This is a genomic window from Staphylococcus sp. HMSC62B09 (assembly GCF_001839115.1).
Lineage (GTDB): Bacteria > Bacillota > Bacilli > Staphylococcales > Staphylococcaceae > Staphylococcus > Staphylococcus haemolyticus.
Map to the genome: position 1 here is coordinate 204051 of NZ_KV840149.1, position 22812 is coordinate 226862.

General features: G+C 34.2%; 22 protein-coding genes and 1 riboswitch. Of the genes, 8 read left to right on the forward strand and 14 right to left on the reverse strand.

The genetic code is table 11. The annotated features are described in order from the left end of the window. The first annotated feature begins 92 nt into the window (after positions 1-92). Positions 93-713 (forward strand): hypothetical protein, encoded by a 621-nt coding sequence (locus tag HMPREF3265_RS07590; RefSeq protein WP_070861225.1) that lies wholly within the window; start codon positions 93-95, stop codon positions 711-713. 374 nt (positions 714-1087) lie between these two features. On the opposite strand, the gene HMPREF3265_RS07600 is transcribed toward HMPREF3265_RS07590, so the two are convergent. From HMPREF3265_RS07600 to HMPREF3265_RS07610, 3 genes are all read right to left on the reverse strand, one after another. Next, complete coding sequence (locus tag HMPREF3265_RS07600; protein ID WP_070861227.1) at positions 1088-2290, reverse strand: hypothetical protein; 1203 nt, start codon at positions 2288-2290, stop codon at positions 1088-1090. Positions 2291-2685: 395 nt separating this feature from the next. Further along, a complete protein-coding gene (bioB, locus tag HMPREF3265_RS07605) occupies positions 2686-3651 on the reverse strand; it encodes a biotin synthase BioB (RefSeq protein WP_070861228.1) in 966 nt (321 codons plus the stop codon). 230 nt (positions 3652-3881) lie between these two features. Then, a complete protein-coding gene (locus HMPREF3265_RS07610) occupies positions 3882-5075 on the reverse strand; it encodes an NADH-dependent flavin oxidoreductase (RefSeq protein ID WP_070861229.1) in 1194 nt (397 codons plus the stop codon). 238 nt (positions 5076-5313) lie between these two features. Between HMPREF3265_RS07610 and HMPREF3265_RS07615 the strand changes: the two genes are divergently transcribed. The 5 genes from HMPREF3265_RS07615 to HMPREF3265_RS07635 are packed head-to-tail and all read left to right on the forward strand — an operon-like array spanning position 5314 to position 9408. Next, positions 5314-6315, forward strand: coding sequence for an LLM class flavin-dependent oxidoreductase (locus HMPREF3265_RS07615; protein WP_083327736.1), 1002 nt, complete (start codon positions 5314-5316; stop codon positions 6313-6315). A gap of 21 nt (positions 6316-6336) precedes the next feature. Beyond that, positions 6337-6678 (forward strand): glycine cleavage system H family protein, encoded by a 342-nt coding sequence (locus HMPREF3265_RS07620; RefSeq protein WP_070861230.1) that lies wholly within the window; start codon positions 6337-6339, stop codon positions 6676-6678. Next, positions 6679-7476 carry a protein-ADP-ribose hydrolase gene (locus tag HMPREF3265_RS07625; protein WP_070861232.1) on the forward strand — a complete coding sequence of 266 codons (798 nt, stop codon included), beginning with the start codon at positions 6679-6681 and terminating at the stop codon, positions 7474-7476. It abuts the gene before it with no gap. Further along, entirely contained in the window at positions 7460-8374 is a 915-nt protein-coding gene (locus tag HMPREF3265_RS07630; RefSeq protein ID WP_070861233.1) for an SIR2 family NAD-dependent protein deacylase, read from the forward strand. Before HMPREF3265_RS07625 ends, HMPREF3265_RS07630 begins: the two co-directional genes overlap by 17 nt. Positions 8375-8385: 11 nt before the next feature. Continuing rightward, a complete protein-coding gene (locus tag HMPREF3265_RS07635) occupies positions 8386-9408 on the forward strand; it encodes a lipoate--protein ligase (RefSeq protein WP_070861235.1) in 1023 nt (340 codons plus the stop codon). A gap of 252 nt (positions 9409-9660) precedes the next feature. Here HMPREF3265_RS07635 and arcC read toward each other — a convergent pair whose 3' ends face one another. From arcC to HMPREF3265_RS07650, 3 genes are all read right to left on the reverse strand, one after another. Beyond that, positions 9661-10590: a carbamate kinase gene (gene arcC / locus HMPREF3265_RS07640; protein WP_053024404.1), complete on the reverse strand. Its 930-nt coding sequence runs from the start codon at positions 10588-10590 to the stop codon at positions 9661-9663. An 18-nt stretch (positions 10591-10608) separates the two neighbouring features. Further along, positions 10609-11607 carry an ornithine carbamoyltransferase gene (gene argF, locus HMPREF3265_RS07645; RefSeq protein ID WP_037550791.1) on the reverse strand — a complete coding sequence of 333 codons (999 nt, stop codon included), beginning with the start codon at positions 11605-11607 and terminating at the stop codon, positions 10609-10611. Positions 11608-11912: 305 nt separating this feature from the next. Further along, entirely contained in the window at positions 11913-12914 is a 1002-nt protein-coding gene (locus tag HMPREF3265_RS07650) for a PTS sugar transporter subunit IIC (protein WP_371106709.1), read from the reverse strand. On the opposite strand from HMPREF3265_RS07650, the gene HMPREF3265_RS13135 reads away from it, so the two are divergent. Further along, on the forward strand, positions 12853-12990 hold the full coding sequence (locus tag HMPREF3265_RS13135) for a hypothetical protein (RefSeq protein ID WP_370591667.1): 138 nt from the start codon (positions 12853-12855) through the stop codon (positions 12988-12990). The genes HMPREF3265_RS07650 and HMPREF3265_RS13135 overlap by 62 nt on opposite strands. A 647-nt stretch (positions 12991-13637) precedes the next feature. On the opposite strand, the gene HMPREF3265_RS12255 is transcribed toward HMPREF3265_RS13135, so the two are convergent. From HMPREF3265_RS12255 to HMPREF3265_RS07685, 7 genes are all read right to left on the reverse strand, one after another. Next, positions 13638-14042: an NINE protein gene (locus tag HMPREF3265_RS12255; RefSeq protein ID WP_080287549.1), complete on the reverse strand. Its 405-nt coding sequence runs from the start codon at positions 14040-14042 to the stop codon at positions 13638-13640. Positions 14043-14194: 152 nt separating this feature from the next. Continuing rightward, complete coding sequence (locus HMPREF3265_RS07660; RefSeq protein ID WP_070861241.1) at positions 14195-15052, reverse strand: CPBP family intramembrane glutamic endopeptidase; 858 nt, start codon at positions 15050-15052, stop codon at positions 14195-14197. An 18-nt stretch (positions 15053-15070) separates the two neighbouring features. Further along, positions 15071-15925: a CPBP family intramembrane glutamic endopeptidase gene (locus HMPREF3265_RS12440; RefSeq protein WP_141764275.1), complete on the reverse strand. Its 855-nt coding sequence runs from the start codon at positions 15923-15925 to the stop codon at positions 15071-15073. 96 nt (positions 15926-16021) lie between these two features. After that, positions 16022-16576 (reverse strand): NAD(P)H-dependent oxidoreductase, encoded by a 555-nt coding sequence (locus tag HMPREF3265_RS07670; protein ID WP_053024403.1) that lies wholly within the window; start codon positions 16574-16576, stop codon positions 16022-16024. Next, positions 16569-16979: a MerR family transcriptional regulator gene (locus tag HMPREF3265_RS07675; RefSeq protein ID WP_053024402.1), complete on the reverse strand. Its 411-nt coding sequence runs from the start codon at positions 16977-16979 to the stop codon at positions 16569-16571. The genes HMPREF3265_RS07670 and HMPREF3265_RS07675 overlap by 8 nt, the downstream gene beginning before the upstream one ends. A 76-nt stretch (positions 16980-17055) precedes the next feature. After that, a complete protein-coding gene (locus HMPREF3265_RS07680) occupies positions 17056-17892 on the reverse strand; it encodes a CPBP family intramembrane glutamic endopeptidase (protein WP_053024401.1) in 837 nt (278 codons plus the stop codon). A gap of 36 nt (positions 17893-17928) precedes the next feature. Further along, entirely contained in the window at positions 17929-18267 is a 339-nt protein-coding gene (locus HMPREF3265_RS07685) for a helix-turn-helix domain-containing protein (protein ID WP_070861245.1), read from the reverse strand. A 179-nt stretch (positions 18268-18446) separates the two neighbouring features. After that, positions 18447-18550, forward strand: a riboswitch (TPP riboswitch). 58 nt (positions 18551-18608) lie between these two features. Here HMPREF3265_RS07685 and HMPREF3265_RS07690 point away from each other — a divergent pair. Then, positions 18609-19520 (forward strand): ABC transporter substrate-binding protein, encoded by a 912-nt coding sequence (locus HMPREF3265_RS07690; protein WP_070861248.1) that lies wholly within the window; start codon positions 18609-18611, stop codon positions 19518-19520. A gap of 51 nt (positions 19521-19571) precedes the next feature. Here the strand turns inward: HMPREF3265_RS07690 and HMPREF3265_RS07695 are convergent, their stop codons facing one another. Next, on the reverse strand, positions 19572-22775 hold the full coding sequence (locus HMPREF3265_RS07695) for a choice-of-anchor I family protein (protein WP_070861250.1): 3204 nt from the start codon (positions 22773-22775) through the stop codon (positions 19572-19574). Positions 22776-22812 lie beyond the last annotated feature (37 nt).

Here is a 22812-nt window from a genome sequence, read left to right on the forward strand (position 1 = left end):
TGTGAATTTTTCAGAATTTTCTATTTATTTTATAAATATTAACGGTATAATGAATTTATCTAAATACTTATTACAGAATAAAAGTGACAACTATGAATGAACCTCAAGAAAGCACTCTAAAAGACTTAACGTTATGTATTAAGGCTAGTCAAATGGTAAATGAACAAAATAATATAATTGATGAAGAAAATATCTATATTAGAGATAAAGTAATTAAAATTATACGTAGAAATACATTAATATATCGATTAGTTATTTTTATATTATTTTTCTTATTATTATCATCTATTTATTTAAAATTCAGATATGTACTACTTGGTTTAATAGTGTATATAATATATTTCATCAGAATTAAAAAATATTCTAAAAATAATTCTGCTTTTCTCAACTCTATGAAATACTCGTTTACACGTAATAGATTAATTCATAAAAATCATTTTACTTCTTCAATTAATAGAATTAATGAAGCCAATAAAGTTAAAAATGAAGTAGCAACTGTTTTAAATGAAATAGATATATATAAACGTATTCCAGAGAAATATTGTAATGCTTATGCTGCATCTAAAATGTATGATTATTTTCTTACATATCGTGCTGACAACATAAAAGAGGCAATTAACCTGTTTGAGCTTGAAGAACATCAATCAAGATTAGAAGCCAAACAAGACTATATTATAAAGCAAAATGACCAAATACAAATTGAGATGTTTTAGCTTCTAGATACGCTGCTGAACTTGCTACACGTGAATATAGAAAAGCCAAAATCAGTGCTTCAAATGCAAGTTTAAACTCGTTCTTAAATTTATTAAAAAAATAATAAAAATACAATTGTGTGGTGTGCAAATATGCACCTTACAATTGTTAGCGCCGTCATTACCTTAATCGGTAATGGCGGTTTTTTGCGCACTCTTCATTTTCTTTTTTCCCAATCACATACCGTTCTTTTGAAAGTCAGAGAGGTCTCTGAAGCAAATCGTAAAGTACGTTATGCAGCATCTGATGCTCACAAAGTACGTAAAAACATAGAACGTTTATAAAATAATAGAAGCCACTTATCTAGTTACATTGATAGATAAGTGGTTTTGTTTTATTCTTCATTATTTTCCAAAATAAGCGTGTCATGGTTACTTTTTAAATTTAAAAATTCTTCTTCTGTCAAATTTCTCTGACATTTACTTACGCTATTATCGCTTTTTTTCAAATTACCTTTTGATATTTTTCCACTTGAAACCTGATTATTATGTCTACTTTTAAAGAAATAAAAATATTCATCTTCAATTTCTTTTAACATTTCTTTAGTATCTTCATCATTAACTCTATAATCATTTTTTAATACCGTCTCAATAAGATTTTTCCATACTAAATCATATCTTCTAAAGATGAATATAGGTTGGACTTTATTGCTTAAATCACCTTGAAGATATAATGCTATTCTTCTTAAAATAATACGAGCACCTAATAGTACCGTATTTACTTCTGTTTCAACTAGCTCTCTACCGAAGTTATTTTTTCCAAAACCTAATTTGGGTTCTTTCGAACGAAATGGAAAAATTTCAAGATTACACGTCTTTAATTTTTCAGCATTCTCTTTTACTGTGTAATAATTCTCTTCTTTTCCTAACTCTTTTTTTAGCTTTCGAAAAACTTTAGTACTCTCGTTATCACTTGTTAACAGAGGATAAAAATACTCGCCTAAATAATAAAACCTATTCGTTAATTTTTTTACACCACTCATTAATTCTTTGAAATTGGATTCATCTAATTTTATTAAGTTCAATAGCTCTTTACTTAACATTGAGCTTTCAGTATCCACAATATGCTCTTTAATTCTTTCTTCATTTGAATAGTTTGAAAATTTTGCACTTAAATCCCCAGTATCTATGATTTCAAATTCATCAAAAAAATCTTCTAGATTTTCAGGTTCACTTTTATTATCCAAAATAGCAATATTAGGATTAAGTAAGCATTGAAAAATTGTTGATTTATCAATATCTCCATGTATTTGGTTTGGTAAACCATAATGTATATTTTTAGGAAATTGATTTCTATTATCTGTTTTTAAATACTTATTTTCTAAATTCTCTTCAATCGCTAGCCAAGAAAAGTTTTCACTGTTGTAATTGAAATCACCAGTAAAATAACTAGATTCATTCTCTTTATCCATTAGCTTTAAATAATTATTAATAAGATGTGTAGCTCTCTCTTGTTCCCATGGATTGTATTTTTCCATAAATTCTTTTTTATTAAATATTGTATTATCTAATAAGATCTTTTCAAATTTCTCTTCCATTTGTCCTCGCCCCATTCCTAATAAGTGAGACTTCTACGATAACGTTTATGTTTAGTGATAGTCGTCTCATCACTTACATTTAATCATTTAACAAGGACAATATATGGGGTTATATTATTAATTCGTAATTCAGTGATTTCTGTCGTCTTTTTCTCTAAGTTTGCCTAAATTAACTATGCCTATAGTAAGTGGCACATATGAAAACATTAATGCATATGCCACATTAACACCCATTACAAAATAAAATATACAGAATACCAATATACCCACTAATATTAATAAAATGTTATGCCAACGTTTATCTCCAAATTATGATTATTTAGATGACATGTTATTTTTATCCTTTTCTAAATATTATTCTCTTTTATCTTATCAAATATCAAAGTCTTCCTAAATTACCCATCAATCTCAAATCCTAGATCTTCAATCATTTGATAATCGAGTTCATTCGGTTGTCCCCCTGTAATCAGATAATCACCTACAAAGATGGAATTGGCTACTTTTAATGAGATGGCTTGTAAAGAACGTAAATGGACTTCACGCCCACCTGCAATACGTATTTCTTTAGATGGATTGATGAGTCGAAACATCGCGATAATTCTCAAACATTTCATCGGTGATAACAAATCGAGTCCGCCAAATTTTGTCCCTTTGATTGGATGTAAGAAATTAATCGGAATACTATCAGCGTCAATTTCCTTCAACGCAAATGCCATATCAATAATATCCTCATTCGTTTCCCCCATCCCACATATCACACCAGAACATGGTGAGATATGATTCGCTTTCATGATTTCAACCGTACGTACACGATCTTCATATGTATGTGTCGTCACGACTTCGCTATGGTAACGTTCACTCGTATTTAAATTATGATTATAGCGATCTACACCCGCTTCTTTTAACTTCTCAGCTTGTGCTTCATTCGTTAACCCTAGACATGCACAAATTTTAAGTTGAGGATGCAACGCCTTAATATCATGAACCGTCTCACAGATATGATCAACCTCTCTATTTGTAGGCCCACGTCCACTCATAACAATACAATATGTGCCAATGTGATTCTCCGTCGCTACCTGTGCACCAGCTTTAATTTTGTCAGGTTCAACTAACGCATAGCGCTGTTTTTCTTTCATTTTCACCGATTGACCGCAATAGCCACAGTCTTCTGGACAAATTCCACTCTTCGCATTTAATATCATATTGAGTTTCACTTTTTTTCCGAAAAAGTGTTTTCGAATGATATATGCCTCATTTAATAATTCAAATGTATCAATCGTTTCATCTTCAAATAATGCTAAAACTTCTTCTTTACTTAGTACGTCTTGATTTAAGATACGTTCTGCTAAATTTAATCTCATGTTGTTAAACTCCTTACTTTAAAAAATCCCGTAAAAACCTAAATGTAAACTTTATATATAAGTAAGTTTACATTAACAACGTGAAAAATTAAATATTTAGCTAGAAATTAACCAAAACAAAAGGCTGGAATGTATTAAAACATCCCAACCTGTATCAACATATTCTCCGTACTAGTCATCATTGCAAGGCAACCAAATCTTTTTAACACATTCGATTTATGCCTTGCGCCCTACTCTTCATCGTAATTTTTCTCTAATTTACGCAATTCATCGCGTGTTTTCTTCTGCAGTCCTTCTCCGTAATCCATCATTTGAACGATGTCTTTAAACGCCGCATGTGGAATGGCAAGTTCATCTAATTCATCTGGATGTACATGTAAATCAATGTCATCTTCACGTCCTTCTGCCAATTTATGAACGAAGTCAGGTTCTGTGACAAATGGTGATGACATGCCAACCATATCAGCGTTATTTAAAGCATCTAGTGCTGTTTCAGGTGTATTAATACCACCACTCGCAATCAACGGCACACGTCCATTTAAATACTCATATACGACCTGATTGACGCGACGTCCATAATTATCGCCTGGTGTACGCGTCTTATTCTGATAAATATTGCGTCCCCAACTTGCGATAGCCAAATAATGAATATTTGCGACTTCCATGACCCAATCTAAATGTTGATTAAATTCATCAACTGTATAGCCTAAATCACTACCTCTTGTCTCTTCAGGTGTCGCTCTGTAACCGAATATGAAATCACTTGGTGCCTCTTCATCGATGACTTTTTGTACTGCCTGCATGACTTCTAAGCCAAAGCGTGCTCGGTTCTCTAACGAATCTACACCATATTGATCATGTCGTTGATTGGAGAACTTAGAGAAGAAAGTTTGAATGAGTAAACGTTGTGCAACGGAGATTTCAACGCCATCAAATCCCGCTTGAATTGCTCGAGATGTTGCATCGGCATATTGTTGTATGACGTCATGAATTTTCTCCACCGACATTTCTAAAACGTCATGTTTAATTGGAGAGTGTAACGTCATTGGACTTGGGCCATAGACTTCCCCATAATTCATAATCGCAGTATTTGAGAATCTTCCAGCATGTGCAAGTTGAATTATCGCTTTATGGCCATCTTGTTTCATAGCTTGAGCCACTTTTCTTAAACTGGGAATGCAGGCATCATCAGAAATATTAAATCCATACTCAAACAACTGACCATATGGCTCAATATATGCTGCGCCAGTCACTTGCAATCCTGCTGAATCAGCACGACGTTTCGCATAACGTATGTCTTCCTCTGTAATATGGCCTTCTTTAGTAGAAGAATTCGTCGTCATGGGCGAAAGGACAAATCGATTAGCTAATGTAATGCCATTAGGTAATGTAATAGGTTCTAGCAATGGTGCGAATTTCGACATTTATGACATCCTCTTTCGTTCTTTATGTATTATTTTCAAAGTATCATGCTTTACGACATTACTCAATCGACTTGTTTGTGAACTGTTTGGACACCCCTTTTCAGGAAAAGAAGAAAAGCATTAGAACATTTGTGTGACGTATAAACTAAATTCCTACAAAATTTCACTAAACACGTTAAAATGGTGGTGGGTATTATAATTAAGGGACTAAACAATTAACTTTGGAGATGAGCGCCAAGTGGATTTCAATATATTAGATTACGCCATGATTGATGAAGGCAAGAATGCGACACAAGCTTTACAAGATACCACAAGACTTGCGAAACTCGCTGATGACTTAGGCTACAAGCGTTTCTGGTTAACAGAACATCATGATGTTCCAGCGTTTGCGAGTGGTAGTCCTGAACTCTTAATGATGCATTTGTTAGGGGAAACGAAGCGTATTAAGTTAGGCTCTGGTGGCGTCATGTTGCCTCACTATAGCCCGTTTAAAGTGGCCGAAAATTTTAAAATGCTAGAGGCACTCCATCCTGGCCGGGTTGACTTGGGTATCGGCAATAATCCAGGTACAGCGGTGGTCAAACGTGCAATGGATGAGGACAAACGTGACTATCTTGATTATTCACAAAGCATTGAAGATATTCGTCATTATTTGACGCGAGCACCAGAGGAACAACGTGTAGGACAAGTCATTAGTCAACCTCATCTATCACGTCATCCAGAAATGTGGCTCTTAAGTGCGAGTCAACGCTCAGCTAAATTAGCTGCTACACAAGGCATGGGCTACACCTTAGGAACATTCTTATTACCTAGCCAAGATAAGATTGATGCAGCTAAAGCGTCAGTAGAAACGTATCGTGAACACTTTCATCAAACTGCGTTAAACATGTCACCCACAGTCATGTTAACAACGTTTGCGATTGTAACGGACACTGAAGAAGAAGCGCAAGACCTACTACACGCTCTTGACGTATGGTTATTAGGGAAACGTCAATTTGCCGAGTTCGATCGCTTCCCATCTATCGAAACAGCAAGACAATACAACTTAAGTGACCGTGATAAACGTGTCATAACTCAGCACCGTGCACGTATCTTAGCTGGTACAATCGAGCAAGTGAAACCCCGCTTGGACGCAATGATCCAAGAATTTAAGGCGGATGAGGTCTTAGTCGTACCGCTATTACCAGACATCGATCAACGATGTCGAACGATTGAACACATAGCACAAGCGTATTTATAAATAGAGAAAGGATGAAATGAAATGGCTAAATTAGCAAATTATTTATATGTCGAAAAGGTAGGAAACCAATATATTTATCGCATGACACCTGAATTACAAGATGACGTAGGTACAGTAGGTTATGTAGAATTTATAGGACCAGACGACGTTAACGTCAATGATGAAATTGTAAGTATCGAAGCATCGAAAACTGTATTAGATGTGCAATCTCCACTTGCAGGTAAAATCGTCGAACGTAATACGAAAGCTGAAGATGAACCAGCGATTTTAAATTCTGAAAAACCAGAAGAAAATTGGTTAGTTAAATTAGAAAATGTAGATGAAGCAGCATACGACGCATTACCAGATCCAAATGAGGATTAAATGCCAGTGAACCAACAAGAACGCTTAGCTTATCTTATTGAAACGATGTGGAAGGAACAATATGGCGACAAGCCTTTAGACTTCCCCCACACTGACACAGAACAATGGGAACTTTATCGAGGTTTAGCCAATGTGCGCCCTCCAAAGCCTGTCAGTTCTGAGTACTTAGATATTCAAGATGCCTATTTATCTACATTAAACAACCAACAAGACATTACACATATTGATGATTTAACGCCTGTTTCAGATGAGCCATTATATTTATGGCAAGGTGACATCACAACACTTGATATTGACGGTATCGTCAACGCAGCGAATAGCCGATTCTTAGGATGTATGCAAGCGAATCACGACTGCATAGATAACATTATTCATACCAAAGCTGGTGTACAGTTACGTTTAGATTGCGCTCATATAATTGAGCAACAAGGACGTAAAGAAGGTGTTGGTAAAGCAAAGATTACCTCTGCTTATAATTTACCAGCCAAGTATGTCATTCATACGGTTGGCCCGCAAATTCGTAAACAACCTGTATCTCAGATGAATAAAGATTTGCTTGCACGTTGTTATCATAGCTGTCTAGCGCTTGCCGATGAAAAGGGGTTAAGACACTTAGCATTCTGTTGTATTTCAACAGGTGTCTTTGGATTCCCACAAGATGAGGCAAGTCGTATAGCGATTGAAACGACACGTCAATATTTACATGAAACTGGCTCAGAGTTGAAAGTACTCTTTAATGTATTTACAGATAGAGATTTAGAACTATATAAGGAGGCTTTCAATGACAACAACAGATAACCCAACGCATAACGAGAATTGGATAGCGCTTGATAAGGCGCAACAACAAGACGCCACTCAAACGGATATCTTGGCACAAGCCATTGATGAAGCTGATGCCATTGTTGTTGGCATAGGCGCTGGTATGTCTGCTTCAGACGGTTTCACTTACATTGGTGAACGTTTTACGCAGAACTTTCCCGACTTTATTGAGAAATATAATTTCTTCGATATGTTGCAAGCGAGTTTGCACCCGTTCGATAGTTGGCAGGAATATTGGGCATTTGAAAGTCGTTTCGTGAAGTTGAACTACTTAGACCAACCTGTCGGCCCTTCTTACGTTGCACTTAAAAAGATACTTGAACACAAGGAATATCATATTATTACGACCAATGCAGATAATGCCTTTTTAGTGGCAGATTATGATTTAAATAAAGTATTCCATATTCAAGGAGAATACATTCTTTGGCAATGTAGCCAACACTGTCATGCACAAACATATCGTGATGATAATGCCATTCGCAAAATGGTGGCTAAACAAGAAGACATGAAAATCCCATATGAGTTGATTCCACATTGTCCAAAATGTGATGCCCCTATGGAGATTAACAAACGTAAAGCACAAGTTGGCATGGTTGAAGATGCAGATTTCCATGCACAATTAGATCGCTACAATCATTTTCTAGATACTCATAAGAATGGCAAAGTGTTATATCTTGAAATTGGTATTGGTTATACGACACCACAATTTGTGAAACATCCTTTCCAACGTATGACGCGTCACAATCCCAATGCCGTGTTTATGACGTTAAACAAGAAAGCGTATCGCATCCCTAAATCAATTCAAGATAGAACCATTCATCTCACTGAAGATATAGCATCATTAATCATTAACGCACAAAGACAATTAACAACTTAGGAGACGAAAACATGTATTTAATAGAACCTATTCGTAATGGTAAATATATCGATGATGGCGCCGTAAACTTGGCGATGCAAGTATATATTAATAACAATATCTTTCTAGACGAAGATATTTTACTTCCTTATTATTGCCAACCTAAAGTAGAAATCGGTCGTTTCCAGAATACAGCGGTTGAAATCAATCAAGACTACGTCGATGAGAACAACATTAAAGTCGTACGTCGTGATACAGGCGGTGGCGCAGTTTACGTCGACGATGGTGCCGTCAACGTATGTTGTATTTTAGAACAGGATACATCCATTTATGGTGATTTCCAACGCTTCTATCGCCCTGCTATTCAAGCGTTACATAATTTAGGTGCAACTGACGTCATTCAAAGTGGTCGTAATGATCTCGCTTTAAATGACAAGAAAATTTCAGGTGCTGCGATGACATTATTGAATAACCGTATTTATGGTGGTTATTCATTACTATTAGATGTCGATTACGACGCCATGGTCAACGTATTGAAACCAAACCGTAAGAAGATTGAATCTAAAGGCATCAAATCAGTACGTGCCCGCGTCGGTCAAATCCGCGATGCATTAGACCCTAAATATCAAGACATCACCATTCATGAATTCAAAGATCTCATGATTAAGCAAATTATGGGAATAGATGACATTAAAGATGCCAAACGCTATGAATTAACAGACGAAGATTGGGCTGGCATCGATCAATTAGTCGCTGAAAAGTATGATAATTGGGAATGGAACTATGGCCGTTCACCACGATATGAATACAATCGAAATGAGCGCTTTAGTTGTGGCGCAATTGATATTTCCCTATCAATTGAACATAACCGTATTGCCGCTTGTCGTATTTATGGCGATTTCTTTGGTCAAGGTAACATTCACGATGTTGAAGAACATTTAATTGGTACGCGTATGGTCAAAGCTGACTTGATTGAACGTTTGAATGACATTGATTTAAAGTTCTACTTTGGCAATCTTAGCGTAGAAGAATTTGTGGCATTTATATTGAGTTAATTACAATAAAGTAATTTGAAGTCGCATTTTACACTTTCTGATATTGAAATATTTTAACAAGTTTCATAATACATTTAGTAAACATCAATCCCCTCACTACGCCAACTAGTGAGGGGGTTTTTAATACCCAAACGACCACTAAAAAACCTGAGCTTACGTATGTAAATCACATACATTAAGCCCAGGTTCAACTTATTTATTAAAATGTATTGAGTGTTATTGTATAACCATGTCAAAAGTCAATCGCGTTTATTATTTTTTTATTAATGTACCAATTTTACCGTCTAGGGCATCTCCTAAATCTTCAAGAGATGTGATTAATACACTACCTTCCGGATTTTTCTCGATAAATTGTAATGCCGCTTCTACTTTAGGTAACATACTACCTTTTGCGAATTGACCGTCAGCAATATGTTGATTCATTTCATCCACTGTTACTTCACCTAAAGCTTCTTGATTATCTTTACCGTAATTAATATAAACATAATCTACTGCTGTTAAGATAATTAATTGATCTGATTTTAAGTGTGCTGCAAGTAAAGCGCTTGTTTTATCTTTATCGATAACAGCATCGACGCCTTTATAGTTACCTTCTTTTTTAACAACTGGGATACCGCCACCACCAGCTGCAATAACTAATGTACCGTGTTTAATTAATGTTTCAATGCTATCTAGTTCTACAATGTTGATTGGCATTGGAGAAGGTACAACACGACGATAACCTCGTCCAGAGTCTTCTACGAATTTGTAACCTTTTTCTTCCATTGTTTGTTCCGCTTGTTCTTTTGTATAGAATAAGCCAATTGGTTTCGTAGGATTATTGAATGCTTGGTCATCACCATCTACTTCAACTTGAGTCACTAATGTAACCACTTGTTTATCAATATTTAAAGCATGAAGTTCATTTAATAAACTTTCTTGTAATTGATAACCAATATAAGCTTGACTCATTGCGCCACATTCTGGGAATGGAAACGCTGGTCCTTGACCATTTTCAGCTGCATAATTTAATCCTAAATTAATACTGCCGACTTGTGGTCCATTACCATGGCTGATTACAACTTCATAACCTTTTTGGATTAAGCTAACTAATGATTTAGCTGTTCCTTTAACTAATTCTAATTGCTCTTCAGGTGATTGTCCTAAAGCGTTACCACCTAAAGCCACTACGATTTTAGACATAGGTAGGTCTCCCTTCAATTATTCTCCTAAAGTTGCAACCATTACAGCTTTAATAGTGTGTGCTCTGTTTTCAGCTTCTTGGAAGACAACAGATTGTTCACTTTCAAAGACTTCGTCAGCAACTTCCATTTCAGTTAAGCCATATTTTTCTTGGATTTCTTTACCAATTTTAGTTTCAGTATCGTGGAATGATGGTAAGCAGTGTTCAAAGATGGCACGTGGGTTACCAGTTTTTTCCATCATTTCTTTAGTTACACGATATGGTTCTAATAACTTGATACGTTTTTCCCAAACTTCGTCAGGTTCACCCATTGATACCCAAACGTCTGTGTAGATAACGTCTGATCCTTTAACACCTTCATCGATGTCATCAGTTACTAAGATTTCGCCACCATTTTTAGCTGCGATTTCTTTACAACGTTTTAATAACTCATCAGTTGGATTTAATTCTTTAGGGCAAACTAAGTGGAAAGTCATTCCCATGATAGCTGCACCTTGCATTAATGCATTTGCTACATTGTTACGTCCATCTCCAACATATGTGAAGTTGATTTCATGGTAAGGTTTTTTCAATACTTCTTTTGCTGTTAAGAAGTCAGCAAGTACTTGAGTTGGATGATCTTCATCTGTTAAGCCGTTCCACACAGGCACACCTGAATATTTCGCTAATTCTTCAACAGTACGTTGTGAGAAGCCACGGTATTCGATTCCATCATACATCCCACCTAATACACGAGCAGTATCTTTCGCAGATTCTTTTTTACCCATTTGGCTTCCAGTTGGTCCAAGATATGTCACGTGAGCGCCTTGATCATATGCTGCAGTTTCAAACGCACAACGTGTACGAGTAGAATCTTTTTCAAAAATTAATGCGATGTTTTTACCTTTAAGTTTTTGCTGTTCTATACCGGCGTATTTCGCACGTTTTAAATCCTCTGATAGATTTAGTAAAAACTCAACCTCTTTTTGTGAAAAGTCTAATAGTGTTAAAAAACTTCTGTTTCTTAAATTTTGCATCTTGTACAACTCCTTTGTGATATCTTTCACATGTATTGTAAGCGATTGCAAAATATAATACAACACTTTTCAAATAACTTTATAAATTATTTATGTATAATTGACAAAATGTTTACAATAACATGTTTTTTGATATATTTACAATTTTTAGCGCTATAATGAAAGTGATTACTATGATTTTTACGATTTTATTATTACACATAAAACAGTATTATTAAACTTATTTAGTAAATACTTTCTTTTAGGGATTTATATACCAAAAACCTTCTTTGTAATGACAATACAAAGAAGGTTTATTTTTAATACTATGCGTCTTTAGCACCTCGATCAATCATATCTTGTTTAGTAACAATTGGATATTTCTTAAATACGAGTGAACCAATCCAACCTGCAAGTCCACCAACGATAGCCATGACAACGCCATAAATAACGACTGTCATTGGATTGTTAAAACCAAACATTACAAGGAATCCAGCAATCGGTGTTGCTGTACCTGTCGCATCATTGATCATGCCAGATAATGCGATTATTAAACCTGCAGCTGCTCCACCAAAGAAATTCGTTATGTAAATTGGAATTGGGTTAGCTGACACTATATCTGCTTGTGACAAAGGTTCTATGCTTACTGAAATCGTTGACTTGCGATCACCTAATTTTAAACGATGGAATAATGTACCGTTTATAAATGCCGAACTAAATGCTGCCATTGCCCCGATTGCCATAGGTATACCTGTTAGTCCTAATAAAGCTGTTAATGCCATTGAACTTAATGGCGCAGTACCAACAACTGTAATAATACCGCCAAGAACGATACCCATAAATATTGGATTCGTATCTGTACTACTTTGAATAATGTCACCAATTTTTAAAAGTGTATTATTAACGACTGGCGTTAAACCTGCTGCAATCAATCTTGCAAGTGGCGCAAGTAGAACTACTGAACCAATCAAATCAACGCCATCTGGAACATATTTCTCTGTATACTTCATAACGTAACCGATAAGGTAACCTGCGAAGAAACCTGGTAAGAGATCCATACCACCACAGGCAGCACCAATAACTAGTGCATAGACTGGAGATACACCAATCGCAAGCGCAGTTAATCCAGCTGCAGCAACACCGCCAAGACCTCCCGCAGCATCCCCTAACTCTTCCAGAAATTTGATTCCGAATACTTCTCCACCAACATACTTGTTGAATGCTTCGACTAAGAATGTCGCAATAGCCGCATTTGCCAGTGCTCCCATCGCACGCATTCCGTTAGGCGCTTTATACGTAAATAATGTAAAAATAATAAGAACTAAAATTAAGAATAAAGTACCAATTAGTAAATCCATAAAATTTTTCCATCCCCTTGTAGATAATAAAAAAATGAGAATATAAGTTAACTGTTTTAGACGTTTAAAGTTATCTTTCATCCTCGTTTGGTGACTATTTTACTAAAAAAACAAATTATATTCCACGGAATTTATTATTTTTTATGTAAAAAGCAAAATTAATACTATGCAAAAGAATATATACGAATTTCGCATTTAATATTATTATCTGTTAATTGGAATGACTTTTTATTCATTATTAGCGTAGCACAATTTAAAGTAGATTACTTTTGATTTAAATAAAGTTAATATTTTTATTCTTTTGTTTGTAAAAAGAATTTTATTTTAATTTGACTGGGTATTTATTAAAAGTAGATACATAATTGATGTATTTGTTTTGGGGTAATCATTGCATTAGTAATTTCTTACGTGTTGAATTACATGCTCTTTTCTTTTCAATTTAGATTGAATTACTCACACTTCCTTAAATTATAGAGTACATTTATGAATCACTAATGATCCCATGCCGATAAAATGTATCCTTACTATACATTTTATTAAAAGCCAATAATTGTATTTTCCCAAAACGTCAATATGGCCGTTAAAGCACTTATAGTTCCCCCAATGCTATAAGTGCTTTTGCTATGTATAAAACAAGGGAATGAAACTGAATTCAAGTTAAATTCTGTCCCACTCCCTACCCCATATTATGTCTTAAATATTACCTTGGGCATCTGCAGTTTTTATAAATGCTATAACTCCCTCTATTATTCCAATTACACCAGGAATACCTGTCCAACAAAATAATATATATAATAGTGCTTTACCATATTGTTTTCTATAAAATCTATGTGCCCCCAAGCCACCTAAGAAAAATGCTAACGCTGCATAAACATATTTATTCACTATAAGTTCATCTCCTTTAACCAAATGATTTAAAGAAACGCCAAAAAGTTCTGTCATCTCCAATAATGAATGTATGTCTGGAGAACTGACATCCCTTTCCCAATTTGAAATAGAATGTCGAGAAACATTTAGTTTTTCTGCCAACCTCTCTTGAGACATCTTTTTAGACTTCCTTAAGTTTCTAATACGTTCTCCTACACTCTTGGTTTTCAAATTGATCCGCTCCTTTACGTTGCCATCATATGGTTAAAATCTTGTTTATTCTAGCGAAAATTGTGAACAAATACGTTATTTTTGTAGAAATTTTGCGATATGCAATTAATTTTGTAATTTAAGACCTTCCGGAATAGAGGGTCAGTCTAAAATTAAAAATTATAAATATGGTTTGATTTCTTGATAGTTTTAATTAAAAATAAAGCAATTAAACTAAAAATCACTATTCCAACAAGTCCAGTTGAACCATAAAGTAATGGATTGAATTGTGATTCTTTTATAGAGAAAGTAGTTACAGTACTTGAAAATTGATTTAAAATTCCGTGCATTATCGCTGGGACAAAGATATTTCCAGATTTGATATATGAATAAAATAGAATAATGCCAAACGGAATACACACTAATATCATCATTATATTTCCTAGAATTGGATGATTAGGATAATTATGTCCCATTAAGATAAGAGGGAGATACCATAATCCCCATATAAAGCCGCCTAAAATTAATCCTTTTGTTACTCCAATATTGGTCAATTTAGGGTACATGAAAGCTCGCCAACCTAACTCTTCACCTAGATAAGCAATCATACTAAATAGTATACCTATTGATAGATTAAGTATTATTGGAATCAATAAGTTGATAAATAGTGGTACATCTGGTAGGAAAATAAAAATATCTTTCATTCTATCTTGTTGTTCTGTGCTATTTAGAAATTGATTGGGATTCAACATATAAGAAACTAAGTATATAATTATCAAAGCCAATAGCATCATCAATGGATGTATAAACCAATTTTTAATTTTACCTAATCTAAGTCCGAAGAACTTCCAAAATTTTTTGTCACGATAATAAATTGCCCATACAATGATTGCCGTAATAGCAGGAAACAACATCGTTAAACTCGCAATTATTGAGAAAGATTGAAGTCCGCCGATTAAATAAACAAGACCTTCAATACTATAGGTTAAAACGAACACTAAAATAATATATGTAAGTAATGAACGACGCATCGTTGATTTGGTACCTCCTTATTGTTGATTTAGTTTTTGGTACTTTCTTTTTCTGAACCAAAGTAGAATAGCTAAAATAATCGCACTTCCTATGTATAATCCAATCATTAATCCTAATGTGCCAAAAACGCCTTGTTGTGTTTCATGAAATTTAATGATAGATTGGCTTGAACTCATAAAGATAAATCTAGTCGTTTCTAGACAAACTAAATGAAACAGCATATTCGCCCATAAGGAACCTGCAAATTCTCTATATAGTTGTAACGTGATGCCAAATATAAAAAACTGAATCATTAAACCTACAACTGACAATAGTTCTGGATTACCTAAATGTATTAAGTTTGAAATAATATGTACTGAACCGCCAATAATCGCAAATAATACCGGTTGGATAAATAATGATGGAATAAATTTAAACTTTTTTCGTAACTCATTTAATATCAATCCACGAATCAACACTTCTTCTGGAAAAGCCTCATATAATACTGCGAAAAGACAGTTAAATAAAAACATTACCCAAATATGTATATCCGTACTTACGCTCACATTTTGCATTAGACCTGTACTAATACCTATTACTAATACGATAAATGTAATTAAAAATGGTAGTGCCAATGCTATGATTAAATCTCGCTTATTACTATACCCTTTTAATTTAATTTCTTTTAAAATGTCTGGGTTCTTTGAGTGAATGTACTTTAATGTTATCAATGTCCCAACGGTAAATATAATTCCACTTATCAGTTGACCAATAGGTTTCGCTAGACCATGATTCATAGCGAGCCCACCTAATTCTCCTGCAACTTCCAATATGGCAATTGTGAGAATCATATAAGCCAAAATTTTATAAATACTAAATTGCCTTACCGCCATAAATCATTATCTCCTTCAAGTTAAATTTTTATGAGTGCAATTTAAGGCTAACATACTAAAGCACAAAGCTTAATAACCGCTTTGTGCTTAGTTTATTTATATGGATTTCATTACCTTTTCTACAAGACTATTCACTTTTTTATTTACAGATTGCCTATTACTTCGGTTGAGTTGATCAATATAAAATTTTTTTATATTAGAAATACCAACTAAATTTAGTGGATACTTTAATACTCTATAACCTAGATTCAAATTTAATAAATTAAACCATTCACTTCCACCAATTGTATATATAACTATTGCTTTTTTATCTTTCCATAAACCGTTTTTATAATATTGTTTATTTTTGAAACTAAAAGCCTTATTAGGCCAAAATGTCATATCAATAAATCCTTTAAGCAACATTGGCATGTTTAACCAATATAGAGGATAAATGAATATTAATGTATCACTTTGATTAATAATATTTATAAATTCATTTTGCTTATCTGTTAATTCATGTTTATATCCTTTTTCTAAAATAAGTATGTCTTCTTTAATAAGTTGTAGATTGAAAATATACTTCTCTTTATTTTCCAATTTTTGAGTTAATAAGTTAAAAATTCCATAACATGTCCCTGATTGATTTCCAGCATATATAATACTAATCATACTCTTTAACTCCTGCTAACATATTCAAAATTTCTGTTTTATTTTCCTCAAATTTCATGTCTTGTGAGAGCTCCTTAACTTGTTCCAATCTATTCAATATATTAATTTGTTCATTAATATTTCTTTTATAATCCTTAATAATTCGATCTAAGTACTTAGTAGATTGGATGTTACACTCCTTTGAAATAGGCTTGTTAAATAAATTTACAATATATTTTATTTCTTCTAGGCTTAAGTTTAATCGTTTTAAATCTTTGATAAGTTTCAATGTTGTATAGACAGTCTGATTAAATTCCCTATAATTATTTTGATTTCTAGAAATGTTAATCAAGCCTTTTTCTTCATAATAACGAATCATTGATTTAGATATATTAAGCTTTTTGGAAACTTCATCTATTTGCATTTTCGCATCCCCTTTCCTTGTTTTTTAAAAGTTATCATTAAACTATACTTGAAGGTCAATAAAAAAAGAGACTAAATTAGTCTCTCAAGTTAATTCTTTGCACATTTTTCTTTTCAACTAAAATTATTGCTATTACGAATAATACGATTGCTACGAGGGAAGAGGTATTGCCGTATGCGCCACCCGTTAGGAGTATGTTTTTAACTTTAATAATATACTGAATTACGCCGTAGTCATCATTATGCGTTGTGATGTGGACAAAGTCTGACAGATTCCAACACATATGCATAAAAACACTTGGCCAAATTGAGTTAAATTTATACGCCGTCAGACCGTACAATATACCAGCGACCGTGCCGCTTACGACTAATAATATTAAACTAACACCAGACATCCCGCCATTAAACAAATGGACTAAAGCGAATAATACAGATGTAACAATGATGGCAAAGATAATATTCGCTTTCTTTTCAATGTAGCCCATTAATAAGCCTCGTACTGTTAATTCTTCAGCTATAGGTGCACAGATTCCACCTAAAACAATAATTTCAAATAACATTTCTAGATATTCTATTACAGTATCAGCTTTCGTTATTTCAAAATGACCTGGAATAAAGACGCAATAAATGATGATATTTATAATCGGAATCAGTAAGCCAACTGATAGATAACTGAGTTTACATTTAAGTAAGTTAATACGATAGTCACTTAATTTCTCTTTAAATCCTTTATTAATTAAAAGTTTAATGAATAAAAAGGTAAGTCCCACATAGGTGATACCATGTAAGATTGTTTCAAAAGATTTCAAATCTAACAAATGCCATAGTAAAGCAATATTTTGCGCAATGACTGTTAATACAAACGTCAAAATAATGACACCAATTATTTTTAAATACTTAATTATTAAGCTCATCATGTACCTCCCAAGTTGAGTTAGGAGACCTCACTATTAACTTGTAAAGATTTGTGTTATTGTACCGCACACGATAACTACCAAAATTAATACGAACCACCACTTTTGAGATAAGAAATCCCAAAAATTTAAATGTTCAGGATATGATTGTGATGCTTCTCTTTTATAAGGATGAGACGTTTCCCCTGTTAATAATTCGTCTGTGGAAATGTCAAAACGTTGCGCTAATTGCACAATCATTTGCGCATTCTGTTCAATCGTACCATGTTCCCATTTGGAAACGGTTTGTCGCGTGATATGTAATTCAGTAGCCAATTGATCTTGAGTTAGGTAATTCTCTTTACGGTGTTTCCTAATCTGTTCAGCAAGTTTCATAGTTATGGTCACCTCTCTTCTAACTTAGCAAGTTCATATGTAACTTTCCGCATACAAAATGGTGCATTTGCTTGAATTTCGCTAACATTTTGTTTCCAAAACTTAGCATATCATGTTAACTATATTTTTATCAGTCAATTTTCTACTATACAAATTTATGCTATGTTATTAATAGATAAAAAAATCACTAGGGGTGCATTTAATATGCTGAGAGAAAGTAAAAAACTTTCAACCCTTGAACCTGTTGGTTAGTACCAGCGTAGGAAAGTGAAATACATATATTGTTATTTCTTTCAAATTCACTTTTTTACGAAAAAATTGTCTATTGGAGGAATTTTTTTATGGAAAAATTAATTGTTGGTTTAGAATGGTTTTTAAATCCTGATCACTTACCTTTAATTTTAGGTATTGAAAAAGGCTGGTTTAAAGAAGAAGCGTTAGAAATTGAAATGATTGAACCAGAAAAACACTTCGATGCATTGGAAGAAATCGAAAATAATTCAATGGATATTGCAATTACTGAGCCTATTCATTTAGTTGAAGATAAAGCAACTAATCAAAATGTGGTAGGTTTCGCTAGATATCTACACACTAATGGCGGTGTTATGTATAACAAAGATAAAGGGATAAAGACACCTAAAGATTTAGTTGGTAAACGTCTTCAATATCCTGGAGCCCCTGGCCTAGGAGGTATTGCTATTGCTAAAACAATGATTGAAGCTGATGGTGTAACATACAAAGAAGGAGATATAACACCAGTTAATAATAGTTTTTATCATACTGACGCACTATTAAATGATAAAGCAGATGCTGCCACACTTATATTTGAAAACTTTGAGATTCTTGAAGCAAAAAGTAAAGGTTTAAATGTAGATTATTTTGCATTAAAAGATTATAACGTGCCAGACTTTTGCCAATTAATTTTTATTACAAGTCCTAATAAATTAAAAGCGGATAAAGAAAAAATCAATAAATTCCTTAAAGTCATTAAAAAAGCAATTCAATACATTAATACTCATCTCGAAGAGGCAGTCGATGTTTATGCTACATATACTCAAACGGATATAAGTAATCAATTAAATAAAGACACAATCATTGCAACTACCAAATGTTTTACTAATGATTTATCTATGAGCCCAGAATTTTATGATGACTTACAATTATGGCTTAAGGAAAATGGCAAAATTGAAACAACTATAGATGCTAACGAATACTTTAATAACCATTTATTATTTAACAGAACTTCTAAATAATAATGATAAGAGCACACTAGATTTCAGATTAGCGTGCTCTTAATTTATATATTATTTCTCAGATTTCGAAGCTTTGCGTTTTCTAATAAATGCTAAGCCTAAACCGCCAAGTAACACTGACCATAGCATTGTGTTTGTTTCAGTTTGACCTGATTTTGACAGTTCTTTTTTTACGTTATCAGTCGAAGTATTTGAATGGTTTGCATTCTCAGATACTACACTTCCATGGTTAGTTGCCCCTACGTGATGACTTAAAGATTTTGTGCTTACCACACTCAAGTTATGAGTGTTAGAATTTATTGTTTGCTTATCATGGCTTTCTTCTTGATGATTTGCATGGGCACCATGATTCATATTGTGTGAAGCATCTTTACTCTCTACATCTTCATGTGACTGTGCTTTTGTATCATTGTTATCTTCTTGATCTGAGATAACCTCGTCGCTATCATCTTCAAAAATGTCTCCGTCGATTTCATAAAGTGGTTCTAAGCCTTCATCATTTCCATTAGTGTCATCAGAAGAATGGTTGTCTTCATCATTATTTGAAGTATCGTCACCGTTATCAGGTTGTTCTCCATTATCTACATCATGATCTGTATTTGAACCATCATTTTCAGAAGGTGGATTAGGAGTTGTATCGTCATTATTAGACTCCCCATTAGTATTTCCCGGGTTATCATTAGATTGACCGTCGTTCTCATTCTGACCACCTGTTAAATCTTCTAATTCCCAAGCAGATGTTGTGCCAGACAATTCGAATGACGCGATCAACATTGGTTTGCCGTTAGGACTCCCTTCAGCACTTTCAAAAGTAATGCCCTCAGGTGAAATATCTTTATTATCTGGGTCGTATAAATATTTCACAAAATACGGTTCATTAGGATTTGTAATATCATAAATCATAATACCACCAACACGTTCTAAACCGACAAAGGCATATGAATGACTACCTACTTTACCAACGACCACATTTTCAGCTTCTGGACCTTTATCATCACTTCGGTCATCTACTTTAATGTCATCGGCTGATTCATAATTAGCATTAAAGCGTTCAGGTAACACGTCTAAAACGCGTTGCTCAATATCGCTGCCACTGTCATAAATCATTTCTAAATCAGAAGCTCTTAAAATAGAGAATGAACGACCACCATAAGATACAAGCGCATTGTATTTACCATTTGCATCTTTAAACGCATGCGATGTTGTAACTTTCAAACGACCCAATTGTTCGTCATCAAACAAGCCATTCTCCACCATATCATCTAGTTCTGCTTGCGTGTAACCTTGATAATAACGTGCATCCAATTGAATATCATCTTTCAATTTCTTCACACGTTTTTCTTCAGAATAACCCTCATAATCTTGAGAATCGCCTTCGTTCGCAATCAATAAATAGGTTTCGTCATTGTAGTCATACGTATCGATGCCATCTGGTTGTAACAGTCCTAATACTGGCACACGGCGCAACTCAGATTTACCATCTTCATCTGATGCATCCATTGCATTTTGTGCTAGTGAATGATCTTTGTAAGGTAACCCTTTCACTTGAACGATTTGTCCTTTTGCGATATCAACCTTTGCAATGGCACTGACTTCCTGTAATGTTACATAGGCATATTTACTTTGACTATCTACCGCAATATATTCTGGTTCAATATTCAAGTAAGCATCTTCCGAATTATGACCTAACGCACGAATACCTTCTTGATGTTCTTTCGTGAACATTGCTGTACGCACATTATTGTCAGTCACATTAGCTGGGCCACCTGTCACATCAATGACTGACACAGATCCTGGTGGGTTAACAGTGTAATCGTCGCTCGGTTCCCCTTCATTAGCTACTAATAAATATTTACCATCTTTAGAAAAAGTGACCATATCAGGAAGACTGCCTACCGTCACATTATTGATGTAATCACCATTTGAACCATAGAATACAACATGTCCTGGATTCGTCTTATCCACTGCTGGCGCAGACACGGCTACATAGTCTCCACTCGGATGTACCGTTACACTTGTTAAATCACCCGCTTCAATTTCATTATCTTGTAGATAAATACGCTTCACTAAATTAATTGCGCCATCTTTTCCAGGATGTTTCACATCAATAATATCCAATGCTTCTTTATCGCCATTTACCGAATACGCATAGCCATTCTTCGGATTGTACTTCACAATTTCTGTGCCACCATTCCCGAAATCCGCGCCACTTGTATAACGACCTTTATGCGTAATATTTAACTGATCTTGACCAGTTCGAGATGCATTCTTTGTACGTTGTGCTGACGTCCATTCAGGCGTTGTAGATAGAATCGCTTTTGGTTGTTGGTCTTGCATGTTCGCATCACGTTGTAACGCATTGAAGAACACTTGTTTTTGTTTCGTAGACATGTGCTTCATTTGTGTTTGAGGTAAGTCCGAAACTGCTACATCACTCTCTTCTGCAGCAGTTACTTTATTCATTTCTTCTTTTGAAAAAGGTTGAGCGTTAGTACGTGTCGCATTAATATTTGAAACTTCTTCAGATGACGTTACGTTGGATTGAGATACCTCAGAATTTGCTTTTTGGTCAGTTTGTTGTGTCGTATTACTTTTTTCTGATTGTTTGTTTTCAGTAGTTAGTTGTGTTGAATTTTTAGTTTCTTGTGTAGGTGCTTTTTGCGTGTTGCCTTGTGAAGATGTTTCTTTAATTTCATGTTGAGGCTGTACTTCAGTTTGTGATTGTTCTTTTTTAGATTGAACTTCAGTAGTTGATGTCTCTTGTGTCATTACTTCTTGTTTAGAGGTGGGTTGTGTCTTTTCCTGTGTAGGTTGCTCAGTCGAAATTTTTTCTTGTTTCATTACATCATCAGATGCTTTATTTTGTTGTGTTTTTTGTTCTTCTTTAGATTGTTCTGATGCTTCATTACTTTGAGTATCATTATGTATAACTTCGTTTGACTCAGTATCCGATTCGTTTGACTGTGTTTCCTCAGTAGAAGAATCCTCGTTAGTCTTTGTCTCTTGTGTAGCTATCGTCTTGTTTTGTGGTTGTTCAACACGTTGCGTTGAGGCTTCATGACTCGGTTGATCTTCAGTTGATTGCGCTTGTTCCATTGATACCTTTTCAGAAGTGTTAGTCTCATTACTTTCGGTAGCAGACGCTTGGCCCCCACCTAAAAATAATAAACTCCCAACTAATATAGATGCCGCTCCGATAGAGTATTTACGAATTGAAAACGACTCACGCTTATTCCCTAACTGCTTCTTATCCATAAAAAATCCCCCTGTAAGATAAAAGTGTATACACCAC

What these genes read in the sequence shown, in the direction of transcription:
- HMPREF3265_RS07590 (WP_070861225.1), top strand. Translation starts at nt 93, where the DNA reads ATGAATGAACCTCAAGAAAGCACTCTAAAAGACTTAACGTTATGTATT.
- HMPREF3265_RS07600 (WP_070861227.1), bottom strand. Translation starts at nt 2,290, where the DNA reads ATGGAAGAGAAATTTGAAAAGATCTTATTAGATAATACAATATTTAAT.
- bioB (WP_070861228.1), bottom strand. Translation starts at nt 3,651, where the DNA reads ATGAGATTAAATTTAGCAGAACGTATCTTAAATCAAGACGTACTAAGT.
- HMPREF3265_RS07610 (WP_070861229.1), bottom strand. Translation starts at nt 5,075, where the DNA reads ATGTCGAAATTCGCACCATTGCTAGAACCTATTACATTACCTAATGGC.
- HMPREF3265_RS07620 (WP_070861230.1), top strand. Translation starts at nt 6,337, where the DNA reads ATGGCTAAATTAGCAAATTATTTATATGTCGAAAAGGTAGGAAACCAA.
- HMPREF3265_RS07625 (WP_070861232.1), top strand. Translation starts at nt 6,679, where the DNA reads ATGCCAGTGAACCAACAAGAACGCTTAGCTTATCTTATTGAAACGATG.
- HMPREF3265_RS07630 (WP_070861233.1), top strand. Translation starts at nt 7,460, where the DNA reads ATGACAACAACAGATAACCCAACGCATAACGAGAATTGGATAGCGCTT.
- HMPREF3265_RS07635 (WP_070861235.1), top strand. Translation starts at nt 8,386, where the DNA reads ATGTATTTAATAGAACCTATTCGTAATGGTAAATATATCGATGATGGC.
- arcC (WP_053024404.1), bottom strand. Translation starts at nt 10,590, where the DNA reads ATGTCTAAAATCGTAGTGGCTTTAGGTGGTAACGCTTTAGGACAATCA.
- argF (WP_037550791.1), bottom strand. Translation starts at nt 11,607, where the DNA reads ATGCAAAATTTAAGAAACAGAAGTTTTTTAACACTATTAGACTTTTCA.
- HMPREF3265_RS07660 (WP_070861241.1), bottom strand. Translation starts at nt 15,052, where the DNA reads ATGCGTCGTTCATTACTTACATATATTATTTTAGTGTTCGTTTTAACC.
- HMPREF3265_RS12440 (WP_141764275.1), bottom strand. Translation starts at nt 15,925, where the DNA reads ATGGCGGTAAGGCAATTTAGTATTTATAAAATTTTGGCTTATATGATT.
- HMPREF3265_RS07670 (WP_053024403.1), bottom strand. Translation starts at nt 16,576, where the DNA reads ATGATTAGTATTATATATGCTGGAAATCAATCAGGGACATGTTATGGA.
- HMPREF3265_RS07675 (WP_053024402.1), bottom strand. Translation starts at nt 16,979, where the DNA reads ATGCAAATAGATGAAGTTTCCAAAAAGCTTAATATATCTAAATCAATG.
- HMPREF3265_RS07680 (WP_053024401.1), bottom strand. Translation starts at nt 17,892, where the DNA reads ATGAGCTTAATAATTAAGTATTTAAAAATAATTGGTGTCATTATTTTG.
- HMPREF3265_RS07685 (WP_070861245.1), bottom strand. Translation starts at nt 18,267, where the DNA reads ATGAAACTTGCTGAACAGATTAGGAAACACCGTAAAGAGAATTACCTA.
- HMPREF3265_RS07690 (WP_070861248.1), top strand. Translation starts at nt 18,609, where the DNA reads ATGGAAAAATTAATTGTTGGTTTAGAATGGTTTTTAAATCCTGATCAC.
- HMPREF3265_RS07695 (WP_070861250.1), bottom strand. Translation starts at nt 22,775, where the DNA reads ATGGATAAGAAGCAGTTAGGGAATAAGCGTGAGTCGTTTTCAATTCGT.